Genomic DNA, 15,633 nt, shown 5'->3' on the forward strand with positions numbered 1-15,633 from the left:
TGCTTTTGTCTTTAAACTCGTAAAGGATCATCGATGAACAGAAATGTGGAAAGGTATTATGTCTTCCTACGGTCGAATCCTTCCGAGCACTTTTTTATTGGCTTCAGCAAGGCGTCGGTTATTGATGTCACGGATGTAGATGCGTGTAGTGTTGGTGTTGGTGTGGCCGAGCGCACTGGCAATGACAGCAAGATCTATATTGGTATCGTAAGCGATGCTTGCCCATGTGTGCCGGACTACATACGAAGTTAAGCTGCGCTTGAGTTCAGCCACCTTTTCCAATTTGTGTAGATTGCGGTTATAGGTTCTTAGACTGCTTTGATATTGCTTGTAGGCTTGCGCGGGGTTGTGAGTGGTGATGATGGGAAAAACAAAATCAGAGTCAGCTTTGCTATAGCGGTCGATGATTTCTTGCATGCAGCCCTCTATCTGTACGATGATCTGCTGGCCGGTCTTGTGGCGCTCATAGATGATCATGCCATCCTGTATCTGTTCCTTGTGCAGAAAAGCGATATCCACGAATGGCATGCCTTGGGCATAGAGACTGAAAAGAAAAATGTCGCGCGAGAGCTGCAATGCTGACTGCTTGAGGAGAATCATTGTCTGCAAACGTTTGATGTCGTCATCAGTGGCCGCCCGCTTCACGGTCTTGGCGTGACCGGTGAACAAGTCATTAAACGGTTTGCGGTCTTCTAATCTATATTGCTTTACCACCTTATTATATATAGCGCGCAAGGAGCGAAGGTAGCACGACACCGTGTTCATGCTGATGCCATGCTGCCGGAGCCATTGTGAGTAGCCTGCCATCAACTCCGGTGAGAGATCTTGGACCATGAGCTCCTGATGTTGCAAGAAATAATGAAGTGAGCGGATAGCGGTCCGGTAGTTTTTTTGCAGTACTGAACTGCTGTGCTTCCTCGCAGTGCTTTGCTTCTTGTTCAGCGCATAAAAAGAAAGGTGTTTTGCTCTTGTGTCTTGACCCTCCAGCCAGCGAAATATGAAGGCGGTGGAGAGTTAATGAGAAGTGGTAAGAGAAGTGGAACATAAATATAGATGTGATATACGAAATGATTATCTCGTCATCCAGTTCTCTATATTTATACCATCTATTCTCTTAAAGTCTTTTATGTTCTCCGTCACCATAGTCATATTGCAGACAGCTGCAGTACAGCCAATTAGCAAATCGAAATTATTGTGTGCTGGAGTTCCTTCAAGTTGAAGTCTTACCTTCTCATGTGCAAAGAAATCAATTGCACAACTGATTGGTATAATATTGAGACTTTGGATGAATTCTTCTACGAACTGCTTCTTAAATTGTCCCTGCTTTGCTTTTTTGCGGGCAAGTTCTTGTCCAACTTTAAGCTCTATAACTGTAATCTCAGAAATATAACAGGAATCAGTCCCGATATTAAGGATCTGTTGCTTGATCATAGGATTTCCACGCAGCACCTCTATACACACATTAGTGTCAAGAAGATATTGACTCATAGTAGAAATCCTTCAATGTTTTTGTCACTATCTTCCATAACCTTCTCTATTTCTTCAGATGATGGGAAGTCTTCATCTTTCAGACAGCCATAGAACTTACGGAGAGTTTCTGGATTTTTCTTTTTTGATACAGTTGTGGACATTGCTATCGAATCGCTCAGCTTTGATATTAGAGCGACTTTTATTTCCTTACTCAATCCTTTTAGTAAGTTCCAATAAGGAATCTGACCTGATATGTTGTATGTTGTAGCCATAATCTAAACTATAAGGATAATGCTAAGAGTTCTATATCACATTGGCAAAGATACGAAATATATTGCAAACAAGCAAGAATGCAATCGTTTTTTTGCCCCCTCCCGCGTGGAGGAGGACACAGTAGAAGAGAGGAGGAACAAGGAGACAGAGAAAAGATACATATATAATAAGGTGTGGACAAATAGAGAGAACACACACAGGAACAACGACATCACACATAACATACATAGATAATACAATAACATTATATATTAACTAAAGAGAGAATTTATGGAAAAAAGACTAATGACGCTTTTGGCCGGAACCTTCCTCTTCGCGGGAAGCGTGATGGCTCAGACGAATGTTAGTGGTACCGTAACCTCCGGAGACGACGGTGAGCCAGTAGTTGGCGCTGCCGTGAAGGTGGAAGGTACAAACACAGGTACCGTCACCGACGTGAACGGTCACTTCCAGCTCAATGCCCCCGCAGGCGCTAAGCTGGTTGTCACCTACCTTGGCATGAAGCCACAGACCGTGAAGGCCGGCGGCAACATGAAGGTGGTGTTGCAGAACGACAATAAGACCCTCGACGAGGTGATGGTCGTGGCTTACGGTACACAGAAGAAGTCTACCTTTACAGGATCAGCAGCAGTTGTCAATTCCAAAGACATTGCTAAGGTAGAAGTCACAAATGCTGTCGATGCTCTTAAAGGAAAGGCCGCCGGTATCCAGATCAACACAGCTTCCGGTATGCCGGGCAGCACGCCAACGATCCGTATTCGCGGTATCAACTCCATCAACGCCGGAAGCGACCCGCTGATTGTCGTTGATGGTTCTCCATACGATGGTTCCCTGAACAATATCAACCCTGCCGACGTAGAGTCGCTGACCGTTCTGAAGGATGCAGCCTCTACTGCACTTTATGGTGCGCGCGGTGGCAATGGTGTTGTGCTGATCACCACCAAGAGCGGACGCCGCGGTCAGGCTACCAATATTACGGTAGATGCCAAATGGGGATCCAACTCCCGTGGCGTTCCTTATTACAACGTGATCGACAGCCCTGCGAAGTATTATGAGATGTGGTACCAGGGATTGTACAACTACGGCATGAATAAACTGGGATACTCTGCCGATGAAGCATGGAAATTTGCCAATGCCAACATGGTAGATCCCAGTGCAGAGAATTCCTACAGCTTGCATTATAATGTGTACACTATGCCTGATGGCCAAATGATGATCGGCAAGAATGGCAAGCTGAACCCCTATGCAACGTTAGGCAGGTACATGACCCGTAATGGTGCTTCTTATTATCTGACTCCAGACAATTGGGACGACGCCTTGTACAGCAATGCACTCCGTCAGGAATATACAGTGACTGCCAATGGCTCCACCGACCGTTCCACATTCTATATATCAGGCAACTATCTTGATAATGAAGGTATCACCACGGCTTCAGACTATAAGCGCTTCACAGGTCGTATGAAGGCTGACTATCAACTTAAGCCTTGGTTGAAGATCGGTGGTAATGGCAACTATGTCCATTATAATCAGAATTACTTAGGTGACGACGGTTCTTCAGCAAGCTCTGGTAATGTTTTTGCCATGACCTATATGGCTCCTATCTATCCACTCTATATACGAGATGGTAAGGGAAATATTATCTATGACACCAACTCGCGTCTGAACATGTACGACTACGGTGATCAGACGCAAGAGGTAGGATATGGCCTGACTCGTCCTTATATGACCCAGACCAATCCCTTGTCGTCCAATCAGCTCGACACGCACAACACAGAAGGAAACTCCTTCAATGGCGTGGGAACGATCGAGGTTCGTCTGCCCTACGGCTTCAAGATCACATCTATCAACAGTGTGTACTTGAACGAATACCGCACTACAGAGACTACCAATCCTTTCTTTGGACAGTACAAGTCTTCTAATGGTCAGGTGGATAAAGAGACATGGCGGACATGGGCTTACAACTATCAGCAGTTGCTTGATTGGACACACTCCTATGGCAAGCACAATATCTCTGCCACGTTTGGTCATGAGTATTACCGCACTCGTGGCTATGAGCTCTATGGTAGTAAGTCCAATCAATACTCAGTCTTCAACAAGGAACTTGCCGGTGCTGTGGTCAAAGGCTCTGCCAACTCTTACACGACCGACTATAACGACGAGCGCTACTTGGGTCGTGTAAACTACGACTACGACGGCATCTATTTCCTGTCAGGATCGTGGACACGTGAGGCTTCTTCAAACTTTGCGCCGAAGAACCGCTGGGGTTCCTTCTGGGCTTTAGGCTTAGGTTGGATGATCAATAAGGAGAAATGGTTCAATGCTTCTTGGGTGGACGAACTGAAACTGAAGGCTTCTTATGGTGAGAATGGTAACGACCAGATTGGCTCTTATCGCTATATCACCACTTACAGTATTACTAACAGCAACGACAAAGTTTCTCTGGTACCGCGTTCTTTGGGTAATGAGGATATCTCCTGGGAAAAGAATGCCAAGTTCAATGTGGGTGCAGACTTCTCGCTCTTCAATCGTCGTCTCTATGGTAGCATTGAGTACTATGCCAACAAGACCCGCGACATGCTGATGTGGTTCCCGCTCCCGGCTTCCTTCGGTTATACGGGCTATTACAGCAACGTCGGCAACGTGCTCAATGACGGTGTCGAGATCGACCTTCACGGAGACATCATCCGTACGAAGGACTTGACCTGGACCATGAATGCCAACTTGACCACCAACCACAACGAGATCACAAAGTTGCCGGCAGAGCGCCGTACACAGCACCTTGACTATGAGAACCAGGATGGTTACTCCTCTTCCAGCTATTTCTACACACAGGGATCCTCCATCTATTCCTACTATACCAAGAAGTATGCAGGCGTAGATCCGAATACTGGTGAGTCGCTTTGGTACAAGACAACCTACAAGAAAGACGAGAATGGCAACATCCTCAAGGATGCGAATGGTCATAATGTAGTGGATGGACTTGAAACAACTTCCAACTACAGTAGCGCAGATACCTACAACGTAGGTGACGTGATGCCGGATGTCTACGGCGGTTTTGGCACAAGTGTCAACTGGAAAGGCATCGACTTCTCCATTGACTTTACCTATCAGTTGGGTGGCAAGGTGTACGATGGCACATATGCAGGATTGATGAGTGGCAATGATGCCGGCTTTGGCATGCACACCGACTTGCTCAACGCTTGGTCAAAAGATAACACGACAAGCAATATTCCACGTATTCAGTATGGCGACAGCTATACCGCCGCCGGTTCAGACCGTTTCCTGACCAGTGCTTCTTACCTGAGCCTTCAGAATATTACGTTGGGTTATACGTTGCCTACACAATGGGTACGCCATCTTGGTATCGGCAGCATCCGCATCTATGGTGTGGCTGACAATATTTGGGTATGGTCAAAGCGTCAGGGCTTGGATCCTCGTCAGTCGATCAGTGGTGGAGCTTCCAGTGCCTACTATTCTGCAGTACGCACCATCTCCGGAGGTATCACCGTTAACTTCTAAACGTTTAAAGATATCATGTTTATGAAAAAAATCAATCGTTATATATATGTAGCAGGTCTTCTGACAATGTCACTGACCTCGCTCACTGGCTGTATTGATGAGACTGAGCCCACGTCATATGCGACACAAAACCAGGTTCAGCAGTCTTCTTCAGCAGCCGAAGCCTTACTGAGTGCCATGCCGGCTTATTTCAACACGATCTGGAGCGAGGACCGTCACTGGTCCTTTGGATATGGAGCCCTCATGCATATCCGCGACGTACAGACCGGTGACCTTCTGAAGTCTTCAGACTCTTATAACCAGTTCGAGAATTGGGGACAGAACAAATACCAGGGCGACAAGTATATCTACCCACAGTTTATCTGGAACTTTTACTATGGTTTCATCAACACGGCTAACAATATGATCAGCGGCGTGAATGCCGACAACGCCACTGACACTCAGTTAGGCTATTTAGGAGCCGGTTATGCTTTCCGTGCGATGCTGTATCTCGATCTGGCACGCAGCTTTGAGTTCCTTCCCAATGACAAGACCAGTGCGATCAACAGCTATGGTCATGACGTGACTGGCCTCACTGTTCCTATCATCAAGGCAGGCATGAGTCAGGACAGCGCACGCTCCAACCCACGTGTAGACCATAAGACCATGGCCGCTTTCATCCTTGGTGACTTGGACAACGCCGAGAAGTATATCGTCCATCTGACCAATACGAATGGCAAGACCCTGCCTAACTTGGCTTGTGTCTACGGTTTGAAGGCCCGTCTCTATATGTGGAACGAAGACTATGCCAACGCAGAGAAATATGCCCGATTGGCCATTAATGAGTCACATCTGTCACCGATGACGGAAACACAGGCTCTGAACACCAAGACAGGCTTCAATGTCGTTGACCCTTGGATGTGGGGCGCACAGCAGACTTCAGAGAACAGAACTGTTACTTCCGGTATCATTAACTGGACGTCTTTCGTCAGTGACGAGTCAAGTTTCGGCTACTGCGGTACGGGAACCGGCACTTATAATGAGATCGACAAGAACATGTATGACCGTATCAGCAACAACGACTGGCGCAAGCTCTGGTTCAAAGCACCTAAAGGATCTGCCTTAGATGGCAAGAATCTCTATGTGAGTGACGCCAACGGCGCGATTTTCCCTCCCTATACTTCACTAAAGTTCCGTCCAGGCGAAGGCAATAGCGACGACCCTAACACCGGTGCAGCTACCGCTTATCCGATCATGCGTGTGGAAGAGATGTATTTCATTGAGGCAGAAGCAGCTGCCCATCAGGACGCCAACAAAGGCAAACAACTTTTGGAGGAGTTCATGAAGAAATATCGCAACCCCAGCTATACCTGCAAAGCAACCTCGCAAGCAGATATCATTGAGGAGATTGTCTTCCAGAAGCGTGTGGAGCTCTTTGGCGAAGGCCAGACGTTCTTCGATATCAAGCGACTCAACTATTCCGTGACCCGTGGCTATGCAGACACCAATTGGCGCGACGTGCAGCGTTTCAATACCAATGGCCGCCCAGCTTGGATGAACTACTGTATCGTCCAGACAGAGGGTAATAACAACAAGGCCGTCACTGAGTATAACAACCCTGATCCATCTGATACCTATACACCTTGGACAGGTAAATAATTCACATCAAAAGAAGAAGAAAATATGAAAAAGATATTTCATTTTGCTTTCCTCGCCATGGTCGTGGTTGCAGGGTTTACGTCCTGTACCGATGACTATAGCTATGATCCGGCAGTGAAGGATGCTACTTCCAACCAGGCTTTCCTGAACACAGCAGATGGAGAAAGTTCTTATACCTATCTGCCGGACATGGAACAGAAGCTGACCATTAAGGTGGGGCGTCCTGATTCCACACAGGCAGCAACGATCACCCTGAGCTGCGACAACAGCAAGTTCAAAGTTCCTTCTACCGTTTCCTTCGCAGCCGGTGAGGGAACTAAGACGGTGGACATGACCTTCGACATGGAGATAGGTACCTCACAGGACGTTTGCATCGTCTTGGCACCGGAAAACGCCTATCAGTATGGCGTGGACAGTTTGAGGATCTCCATCCTTCGTGACTATACTTGGGTGAAGTTCAAGGACAAGGCATTGTTCACTAATTCGTACTTCGGTCCGGAAAATGCGCCAATCGTGATTGCGCAAGCCAAGGAGAAGCCAGGGCTTTACAAGCTCTATAGTCCATTCCACTCTGTTGTTGCAGAAAATAATCTTGATGAGGCTGGAGAGAATGACTATGAGATCCTCGTGGATCCTTCTTTGAAGAAGGGCGGTGCTTTTGCTACCGCTTATTCAGGATATGTCGATAAGAAATATGGTAAAACATACCATTATTGCAAATCTATTTCACAAGAGGACAATGTGATAACGATGAAGGGATATCTATGTATTATCGAAGATGGACAACTCACACCGGGCTGGTATGATGATTGGACCATCACCCTTCCTGATGAGTAATTAGACAATACGTAAGACAGCCATATTTCCTCTCTTTCATTTCGAGGGAGGGGATATGGCTTTTATTTTTTATAGAAGATGAAAAAGGTTATACTCTTACTACTATGCGTGTTCGGCGCCTATGGCGTGAATGCCGCTGAGCGCAGCCTGGAGGAGATGAGGCAGATTGCCGCCTCCGTGCTTTCCTCGAAGGTGAGCCAGGCAAAGGCACAAGGCAAGACGACTTCCTTGCAGGTCGAGCTACTGTCACAAAACGACGTGCTCACTGTGATGGGATCGCAACAAGCTGGTTTGGTGGTCATCAGCAACGACGATGCCACCGATGCTGTGCTTGGCTACTCGTTTCGTTCCTCTTCCTCAGACAATCCTCAGTTTAAATGGTGGCTCAACACCATGACGCGAGTACTGGAAGCAGAGAAAGCAAAGGGCAATGCCACGTTGAAGCGCGTCGTCAAGCCTGAGAACGGCAAGTCGGTGGAGCCGATGATCACCTCTACTTGGGGACAAGGCTCACCTTTTAATAATGATTGCCCTGGCATGGGATCCGGCCATTATCCCACTGGCTGTCAGGCTACCGCCATGGCGCAGATTATGTACCACTGGAAATATCCCACAAAGGGCACAGGCTCCAATCAGTATTCCTTCAACGGCGAGATTTATAAGGCAGACTTCAGCCAGACTACCTACGACTGGGACAATATGATCGACAACTACTCCAAAAGCTATACCGATGCGCAGGCAACGGCGGTAGCTACTCTGATGTGGCATTGCGGTGCTGCCATCAATATGCAGTATACCGCCACGGGCAGTGGTGCTTTTGACGTAGAAGCCTGCAAAGCCTTCAATAACAATTTCGGATATAAGGACGCTCAGCTCTACAACCGTGACTATTATTCCGAGGAATCGTGGATGAAGATGGTCTACCAGGAGATCGACGCCCAGCGTCCTATACTCTATACGGGCGTGGATGCGACCAACGGCGGTCATGCTTTCGTGCTCGATGGTTACGATAGCGATGGGTTGGTACATATCAACTGGGGATGGAACGGTTCGGAAGACGGCTACTACGACATTGCCAAACTCAATCCCGCAAACTATGCATTCTCCTTGCAACAAGGGATGATAGTAGGACTGACGTCTGAAGATATCGGGAATGAATATCAGTCACAGATTACGTCTTCTGATTTAAAGATGAACGCCACAAGCACCCGTATCACACTTTCCGGCAGCTTTATCAATATGGGCACTACTCAGTTCGACGGCCTCATTGGCATGACGTGGGTTAATCTGTCCACCTGTGATTCCGTGGTCATGAAAGCAACACGATTGTCACTACAGGAATACAAGAACGGCCGCACCTACTCGAGCAGTAATCTATCATTCCAGTCCAATTGGGTGAAAACTCCTGGGGTGACTTATCGCGTTTACCTTGTCTCAAAAGCAGACCGTGAGAAAAATTGGCAATTGGTTCGAAACGACAATGTGAGCAATTCGTCTGTCTGCTCCGCTTATCAGGTCACCGTCGATCAAGACAATCATATTACCGTCACTCCAGAGACATCAGATACTTGGACAGGCATTTCGTCGGTGTTCCGGTCTTCATGTCTCTCCGATTTGATTTCAGTATACAATAGTCTTGGCAGACGTATTTACGTGTCTTCGGCAGCTGCTTTCCGCCTTGAAGATATCCCGGCAAAGGGATTGTTGATTGTCAAAGACGGACAGAAAACCTATAAAGTGGTCAAATAATCATGAACAAGATCATCTTTCGTTTAGCAGGCTTGTGGATCGTTGTCGCTTTGTTCGGCTTGAGTGCCTGTGGCGACAGCGATTCCAAAGAAAGTGCGTCGGCCGATTTGAACGGCGATTATCAGGGTTGGATGATATACTACAACAATGTGGAAGCCAAGAATGATACCGTCTCTTCTAACTGGTCTTTGTCACAGAACATACTTCGAATAGCATCTTTTCGGCCAGCCTGGATAGCAGGCCAAAGGATTGATGCTGAAATCAAAGAACAGCTCGAACAGCTCGCTTATGTTCCACTACAGGGAACCTTGTCACTGTATCATTCCAATCCAAACCTCTATCATATTGCTGTTGATGACATCAGTCTTCCTGTTTCGTCTCAAGGCAAGAGTACGACGCTGACCATCCGCTTCGACAACACCAGCTCTGAGAACTTCTTAGCATATGACTTTACGACAAACATATTCATGATTCAAGTTAAAGTAAAGTCAGCTTCCTTGGGAGCAAATGGCGAGAATCTGCTCAAGGAGTCACAGGTTTTCTATTTTTCCAATAGTGCTGACAAGGAGCAAATGATACATGTCCATGGCTGATCACTGCTGAGAACTTCTCCTTATTGTTACTTTCCAAGACTAAGTTTGACAGGCTTGCCAAAAATTCCAGTGCGGGGGAGGTCATGAAGTCCTCCCCTGCTGCACTGTCACCAACCGTCTCGTCACATTATTACTGTCAAAGAACTATGGAAGCAGAATCGGTCAGCCCTCTTATACTCTCCACAAGTTAAACACCGAAAAGAAGATTGCTTGCTGCTCTCGTCGGTTCATAAGCCAATAGCTATTGCTGGTGTATCCTCATGGCTGCGCCGCCGGAGGGCAGCAACGTCAGTCTCAGCTGCTTGCCGCCCTTCACCTTCAGTGTTTGTGTTCTGACGTTGGTGCGGGGTTTCATCGTGGGATCGTCGGTATATAGCTCCGCGACATACTTCTTGCCTTTCTTGAGAAACCTGCCGGCATCACGTTTATCGAATGTCCTTTAACTGTCAGTTGCTCTTCATTGGCAATGGTGATCAGCAGCAGGTCTACGCTATGCCCCCAGCTATCTGGTCTGAGGAAGTTGTGGTAATATTGTATTGAATGCACAATAAGAAATTAGCAAAACTTCGATAGAATGCAATGCTGGTAAGTGCATCATACGAAGCTAATATTATACCTTTACTTCCTTGTAGTTCACCAAGCCGTAGCCTTTGATCTGAGGTCCGATGGGCGGAGCTGCGTGCTGTGGAGCATGGGCTGCAATTATGTAGCGTAAGGCGTATACACTTAGGAATAGCAAATAAAGCAAGATTTTATTTCCTATTCCACTCGTTTTCACTAACTTTGCAGGTGGATTCTGAATTTACTCAGTGCCCTGAGTAAATTTACTCAATGCATTGAGTAATTTTACGCAGGGCGTTGAGCAAAATCCATAATGTGTAGATAATATACTGATATTCAGTTTATTTTAAATCGCATAGATAATACATCAGATTGATAAAATAGTATGTATACGAGAAAGGAATATGTCTTACTGAAGCAGCGCTTGGAAGAGCCGCGCCACTTTATTCAGGTCTTGATGGGTCCACGCCAGATAGGAAAATCTACGTTGGTCAAGCAAGTGTTGAAGGATTTGCCTATCCCTCATCTTTTTTATGCAGCAGATGATGTTCCCACAAGCCAGAGCAAATGGATTAGTGATTGTTGGGCACAAGCCCGACTGATAGTGAAGGGACAAGCACTCAGTCAATTGGTGCTCGTCATCGACGAGATACAGAAACTGTCTGGATGGAGCGAGACCGTGAAGAAAGAATGGGATTCAGACACATACCATGATTTGCCCGTCAAAGTATTACTCCTTGGTTCTTCTCGTGTGCTGCTTGAACGCGGATTGGCTGATTCCATGGCCGGACGATATGAAGAGATACGCATGAGTCATTGGGGCTATACAGAAATGCGCGATGCGTTTGGTTGGAGTCTTGAACAATATATCTTCTATGGCGGGTATCCGGGGAGTGCTCTTCTCATTGGCGACGAGCTCCGCTGGCGCGACTATATTCTCTCCTCTATTGTTGACGCAACTATCAACAAGGACATCCTTCAGAACACAGTCATTACAAAGCCAGCCCTCCTCCGACAGACCTTTGAGTTGTGCGCGGCTTATTCGGGCGAGATGGTCTCTCTAACCAAAATGTTGGGACAATTGCAGGATGCAGGCAATACAACCACACTGGCAGGTTACATCAACCTGTTGTCACAAAGTGGGCTGGTCAGTGGCTTGCAGAAATATGCCATGGACAAAGCGCGTAAGCGTGCAAGTATACCCAAATACCAGGTGTACAACAATGCCTTGAAGGACATCTATGTGGACAAAAGTTTCCAAGATGTGCAAATGGACAGGAAATTATGGGGAAGAATATTCGAATCAGCCGTAGGTAGTTGGTTGATGAACGAAGCCTTCCGCCATCGATGGTCCCTGTACTACTGGCGAGATGGTGTTGACGAGGTTGATTTTGTGTTAAGAAAATTGGATAAGACGGTAGCAATAGAAGTAAAAAGCAATAGCGAATCAGACACACATGGACTACATATGTTCCAAGAGAAGTATCATCCAGTGCAGTCAGTGATTGTCGGACAGAATGGTATCCCTGCCGAGACATTCCTAAGCATGGACCTTCAAGAGCTGTTTAGGTAGTCCTTTACTAATTAATATTCCATTATCTCCTCGTTCTTCACCAAAAGAGTGCGGGGATAAACCCCGCCCCTACGCTTCACCGCCTGCCGCGCCATTAACAGGATAATAACACCAAAACGATGTGGATACCAACCACCGAAATGAATTCGCTTCTATATAACTAAAAATCTCCAGTTATATCAACAACTTGTTATCGCCAAAGGGCGATATGGCAGCTGAATAGCTACGCATTCGTGCAGACTTGTGGAAGAATAATAACACGGTCTTGCATAACACATAGACATCTGTCTTACATGCAACACTGCGCAAAGTATTGGTTACATGGGACAAGAGCTGTTTGGCAAAAAACAGCTATCTTTGCAGAAGCAATCAAGAAAAATAACCATAACAACTAAAGACATGACACTAAAACACATTCTGTTGGGAGTCGTTTGCCTCTGCGCGGCAAGCGTGAGCGCCCAAAAGCTCCCTTATCAAGATCCCAGCCTCTCTGCCCACCAGCGTGCCGTGGATCTCTGTGGCCGTCTGACCCTTGAGGAGAAAGCCTCACTGATGCTCGACGAGAGTCCCGCCATCCCGCGGTTGGGCATCAAGAAGTTTTATTGGTGGAGCGAAGCACTCCACGGTGTCGCCAACCTCGGTGGCGTGACGGTCTTTCCCGAACCGGTCGCCATGGCCTCATCTTTCAATCCCGACTTGCTCTATCGTGTCTTCTCAGCCACCAGCGACGAGATGCGGGCACAATATCATCACCGGCTGGCCATGGGCGGCGACGTGGAGAAGTTCCACAGTCTCTCGGTCTGGACACCGAATGTCAACATTTTCCGCGACCCACGATGGGGCCGTGGTCAGGAGACCTACGGCGAGGATCCGTGGCTGACAAGCGTGATGGGCTGTGCTGTCGTGCGCGGTCTGCAAGGTCCCGACTCGGCGCGCTACCGCAAGCTCTGGGCGTGCGCCAAGCACTATGCCGTACACAGCGGTCCCGAAAGCACACGCCACACGGCCAACATCAACGACGTCTCACCACGCGACCTGTGGGAGACCTATCTGCCCGCGTTTAAGTCGCTCGTCCAGGATGCCGACGTGCGCGAGGTGATGTGTGCTTATCAGAGCGTCGACGACGAGCCCTGCTGCTCCAACAACCGCCTGCTGCAACAGATCCTGCGCGATGAGTGGGGATTCAAGCACATCGTGGTGAGCGACTGCGGTGCCGTGAGCGACATCTGGTCAAGCCATAAGGTGTCGAGCGACGCCACCCACGCCTCGGCACGCGCCACACTCGCTGGCACCGACGTGGAGTGCGGATACAACTATGCCTACAAGAGTCTGCCCGACGCCGTGCGCCGAGGACTCATCAGCGAGAAGGAGGTTGACAAGCATGTGATCCGCCTGCTCGAAGGACGCTTCGACCTCGGTGAGATGGACGATCAGAAACTCGTTTCGTGGAGCCGCATCCCCTTCTCCGTCGTATCCAGCAAGCAGCACGCCCAGCTCTCGCTCGACATGGCACGACAGTCGCTCGTGCTGTTGAAGAACAGCGGCAACATCCTGCCCCTCGACCCAAAGAGCCATGAGCGCATCGCCGTCATCGGACCCAACGCCGACAACCGCCCGATGATGTGGGGCAACTACAATGGCACGCCGACACACACCATCGACATCCTCGACGGACTGCGCAGCCACTATAAAAATCTGGTCTATATCAAAGGCTGTGACCTCACCGCCGACAAGGTCATCGACCCGCTGTTCACCCAGTGCCGTGCCGGAAAGACCACAGGACTCAAAGGCGAGTTCTGGAACAACACCGAGCGCGAGGGCAAAGCTGTCTCCACACAGTATTATACTCAGCCCATCGCCGTGACCACAGCGGGCATGCACAACTTTGCGCCGGGCGTGAAAGTCCAGGATTTCTCTGCCCGCTACTCCACGACGTTCTATCCTAAGCAGAGCGGCGAGGTGGCGCTTGACGTTGAGGGCTGTGGTCACTTCGAGGTGTATGTCAACGGCGAGCGCAAGCAACAGATGCACACTTGGCGCACGATGCCCACCCATACCGTGCTGAAAGTAGAGGCGGGCAAGAGCTACGACATCCGTGTGGACTTCAACTATGTGAAGACATGGAACGCTGACCTAAAGATCAACTTCGGTATCGAGAAGCCGGTAGACTACACCGCAACGATCAAACAACTCAAGGGCATCGACAAGGTGATCTACGTCGGCGGCATCTCGCCGGCTCTCGAAGGCGAGGAGATGCCCGTGCACATCGAGGGCTTCACCGGTGGAGACCGCACAAATATCGAGCTGCCGAAAGTACAGCGCGGACTGATCGCCGCCCTGCACGATGCCGGCAAGCAGATCATCATGGTCAACTGCTCGGGCGCTGCCATCGCACTGGCTCCCGAAGCCGACCGTTGTCAGGCGATTCTCCAGGCATGGTACCCCGGCCAGGAGGGCGGCACGGCAGTGGCCGACGTGCTCTTCGGCAAGGTGAACCCTTCGGGCAAGCTCCCCGTGACCTTCTATCGCAGCACTTCTCAGCTGCCGCCTTTCGAGAGCTACGACATGAAAGACCGCACCTATCGCTACTTCAAGGGCGACGCCCTCTATCCCTTCGGCTACGGACTGAGCTACACCCAGTTCCGTTTGGGACAGCCACGACTGGAGAAGTCGGGTAAGATCGGCGGCAAGCTCATCGTAGATGTCGAGAACACGGGCCAGCGCGACGGCGGCGAGACCGTACAGGTCTACGTTCGTGACAACGACGATACCGACGGCCCCATCAAGAGTCTGCGTGCCTTCCAGCGCGTCAGCCTGAAAGCTGGGGAGAAGAAGACGGTCGTCATCCCACTCAACGAGCGTACCTTCGAGCTCTGGGATGCCGCCACGAATACCATGCGCTGGAATCCTGAGCACCACTACTCGATCTACTGCGGCACCAGCTCCATGGAGAAAGACCTGAAACAGGTGGCGATGTAGTGCGATTAAACAAGACGACAAATTAGGCTTCATGCTCCATTCTGGGGCATGAAGCCTTTTTTGTGCTCTTTCTTGTTTTCGCCAGTAGGACAACCAAATTCCAAGACAGGCGACTATATCGACCCAATTATATGTTTTGCGGGGTTAGGGTGGTAACTAATCGTCCACCCTACCCCCCGCATGATAACTAATCTCTTGATCTCGAAAAAGTGGCGAAAACAGGAGAATCTGAAACAAGTGGCGATGTAGTGCGATTAAACAAGACGACAAATTAGGCTTCATGCTCCATTTTGGGGCATGAAGTCTTTTTGTGCTCTTTCTTGTTTTCGTCAGTAGGACAACCAAATTCCAAGACAGGCGACTATATCGACCCAATCATATGTTTTGCGGGGTTAGGGTGGGGATAAACCCCACCCCTACGTTGGATGTACATTTGATGAC

Annotated in this window: 10 protein-coding genes and 1 pseudogene; 7 read left to right on the top strand and 4 right to left on the bottom strand. The window is 48.7% G+C overall.

Annotated elements, in window-relative coordinates; all coding sequences use genetic code 11:
* Positions 1–66: 66 nt before the first annotated feature.
* The 3 genes from FYJ73_RS12070 to FYJ73_RS12080 all read right to left on the bottom strand — a co-directional run bounded on the left by FYJ73_RS12070 (position 67) and on the right by FYJ73_RS12080 (position 1,742).
* Positions 67–999: a tyrosine-type recombinase/integrase gene (locus tag FYJ73_RS12070; protein ID WP_336509604.1), complete on the bottom strand. Its 933-nt coding sequence runs from the start codon at positions 997–999 to the stop codon at positions 67–69.
* Positions 1,000–1,071: 72 nt separating this feature from the next.
* Positions 1,072–1,488, bottom strand: coding sequence for a PIN domain-containing protein (locus FYJ73_RS12075; RefSeq protein ID WP_154534977.1), 417 nt, complete (start codon positions 1,486–1,488; stop codon positions 1,072–1,074).
* Positions 1,485–1,742: a hypothetical protein gene (locus FYJ73_RS12080; RefSeq protein ID WP_154534978.1), complete on the bottom strand. Its 258-nt coding sequence runs from the start codon at positions 1,740–1,742 to the stop codon at positions 1,485–1,487. Before FYJ73_RS12080 ends, FYJ73_RS12075 begins: the two co-directional genes overlap by 4 nt.
* 271 nt (positions 1,743–2,013) lie before the next feature.
* Here FYJ73_RS12080 and FYJ73_RS12085 point away from each other — a divergent pair, with 271 nt between their 5' ends.
* The 5 genes from FYJ73_RS12085 to FYJ73_RS12105 all read left to right on the top strand — a co-directional run bounded on the left by FYJ73_RS12085 (position 2,014) and on the right by FYJ73_RS12105 (position 10,079).
* Positions 2,014–5,262, top strand: coding sequence for a SusC/RagA family TonB-linked outer membrane protein (locus FYJ73_RS12085; protein ID WP_154534979.1), 3,249 nt, complete (start codon positions 2,014–2,016; stop codon positions 5,260–5,262).
* Between the two features lie 21 nt (positions 5,263–5,283).
* Positions 5,284–6,900 carry a RagB/SusD family nutrient uptake outer membrane protein gene (locus FYJ73_RS12090; RefSeq protein ID WP_154534980.1) on the top strand — a complete coding sequence of 539 codons (1,617 nt, stop codon included), beginning with the start codon at positions 5,284–5,286 and terminating at the stop codon, positions 6,898–6,900.
* A 24-nt stretch (positions 6,901–6,924) separates the two neighbouring features.
* Entirely contained in the window at positions 6,925–7,737 is an 813-nt protein-coding gene (locus FYJ73_RS12095) for a hypothetical protein (protein ID WP_154534981.1), read from the top strand.
* A gap of 78 nt (positions 7,738–7,815) precedes the next feature.
* Entirely contained in the window at positions 7,816–9,486 is a 1,671-nt protein-coding gene (locus tag FYJ73_RS12100) for a C10 family peptidase (RefSeq protein WP_154534982.1), read from the top strand.
* Between the two features lie 2 nt (positions 9,487–9,488).
* Positions 9,489–10,079 carry a DUF4840 domain-containing protein gene (locus FYJ73_RS12105; RefSeq protein WP_154534983.1) on the top strand — a complete coding sequence of 197 codons (591 nt, stop codon included), beginning with the start codon at positions 9,489–9,491 and terminating at the stop codon, positions 10,077–10,079.
* 241 nt (positions 10,080–10,320) lie between these two features.
* Here the strand turns inward: FYJ73_RS12105 and FYJ73_RS12110 are convergent.
* Positions 10,321–10,479, bottom strand: a pseudogene (locus FYJ73_RS12110) (glycoside hydrolase family 97 C-terminal domain-containing protein); the annotation flags it as partial.
* A gap of 546 nt (positions 10,480–11,025) precedes the next feature.
* On the opposite strand from FYJ73_RS12110, the gene FYJ73_RS12115 reads away from it, so the two are divergent.
* Positions 11,026–12,213, top strand: a complete 1,188-nt coding sequence (locus FYJ73_RS12115) for an ATP-binding protein (protein WP_154534985.1) — start codon at positions 11,026–11,028, stop codon at positions 12,211–12,213.
* A gap of 399 nt (positions 12,214–12,612) precedes the next feature.
* A complete protein-coding gene (xyl3A, locus tag FYJ73_RS12120; protein ID WP_154534986.1) occupies positions 12,613–15,192 on the top strand; it encodes a xylan 1,4-beta-xylosidase in 2,580 nt (859 codons plus the stop codon).
* Positions 15,193–15,633: the final 441 nt, after the last annotated feature.

The organism is Hallella mizrahii (assembly GCF_009695775.1).
Lineage (GTDB): Bacteria > Bacteroidota > Bacteroidia > Bacteroidales > Bacteroidaceae > Prevotella > Prevotella mizrahii.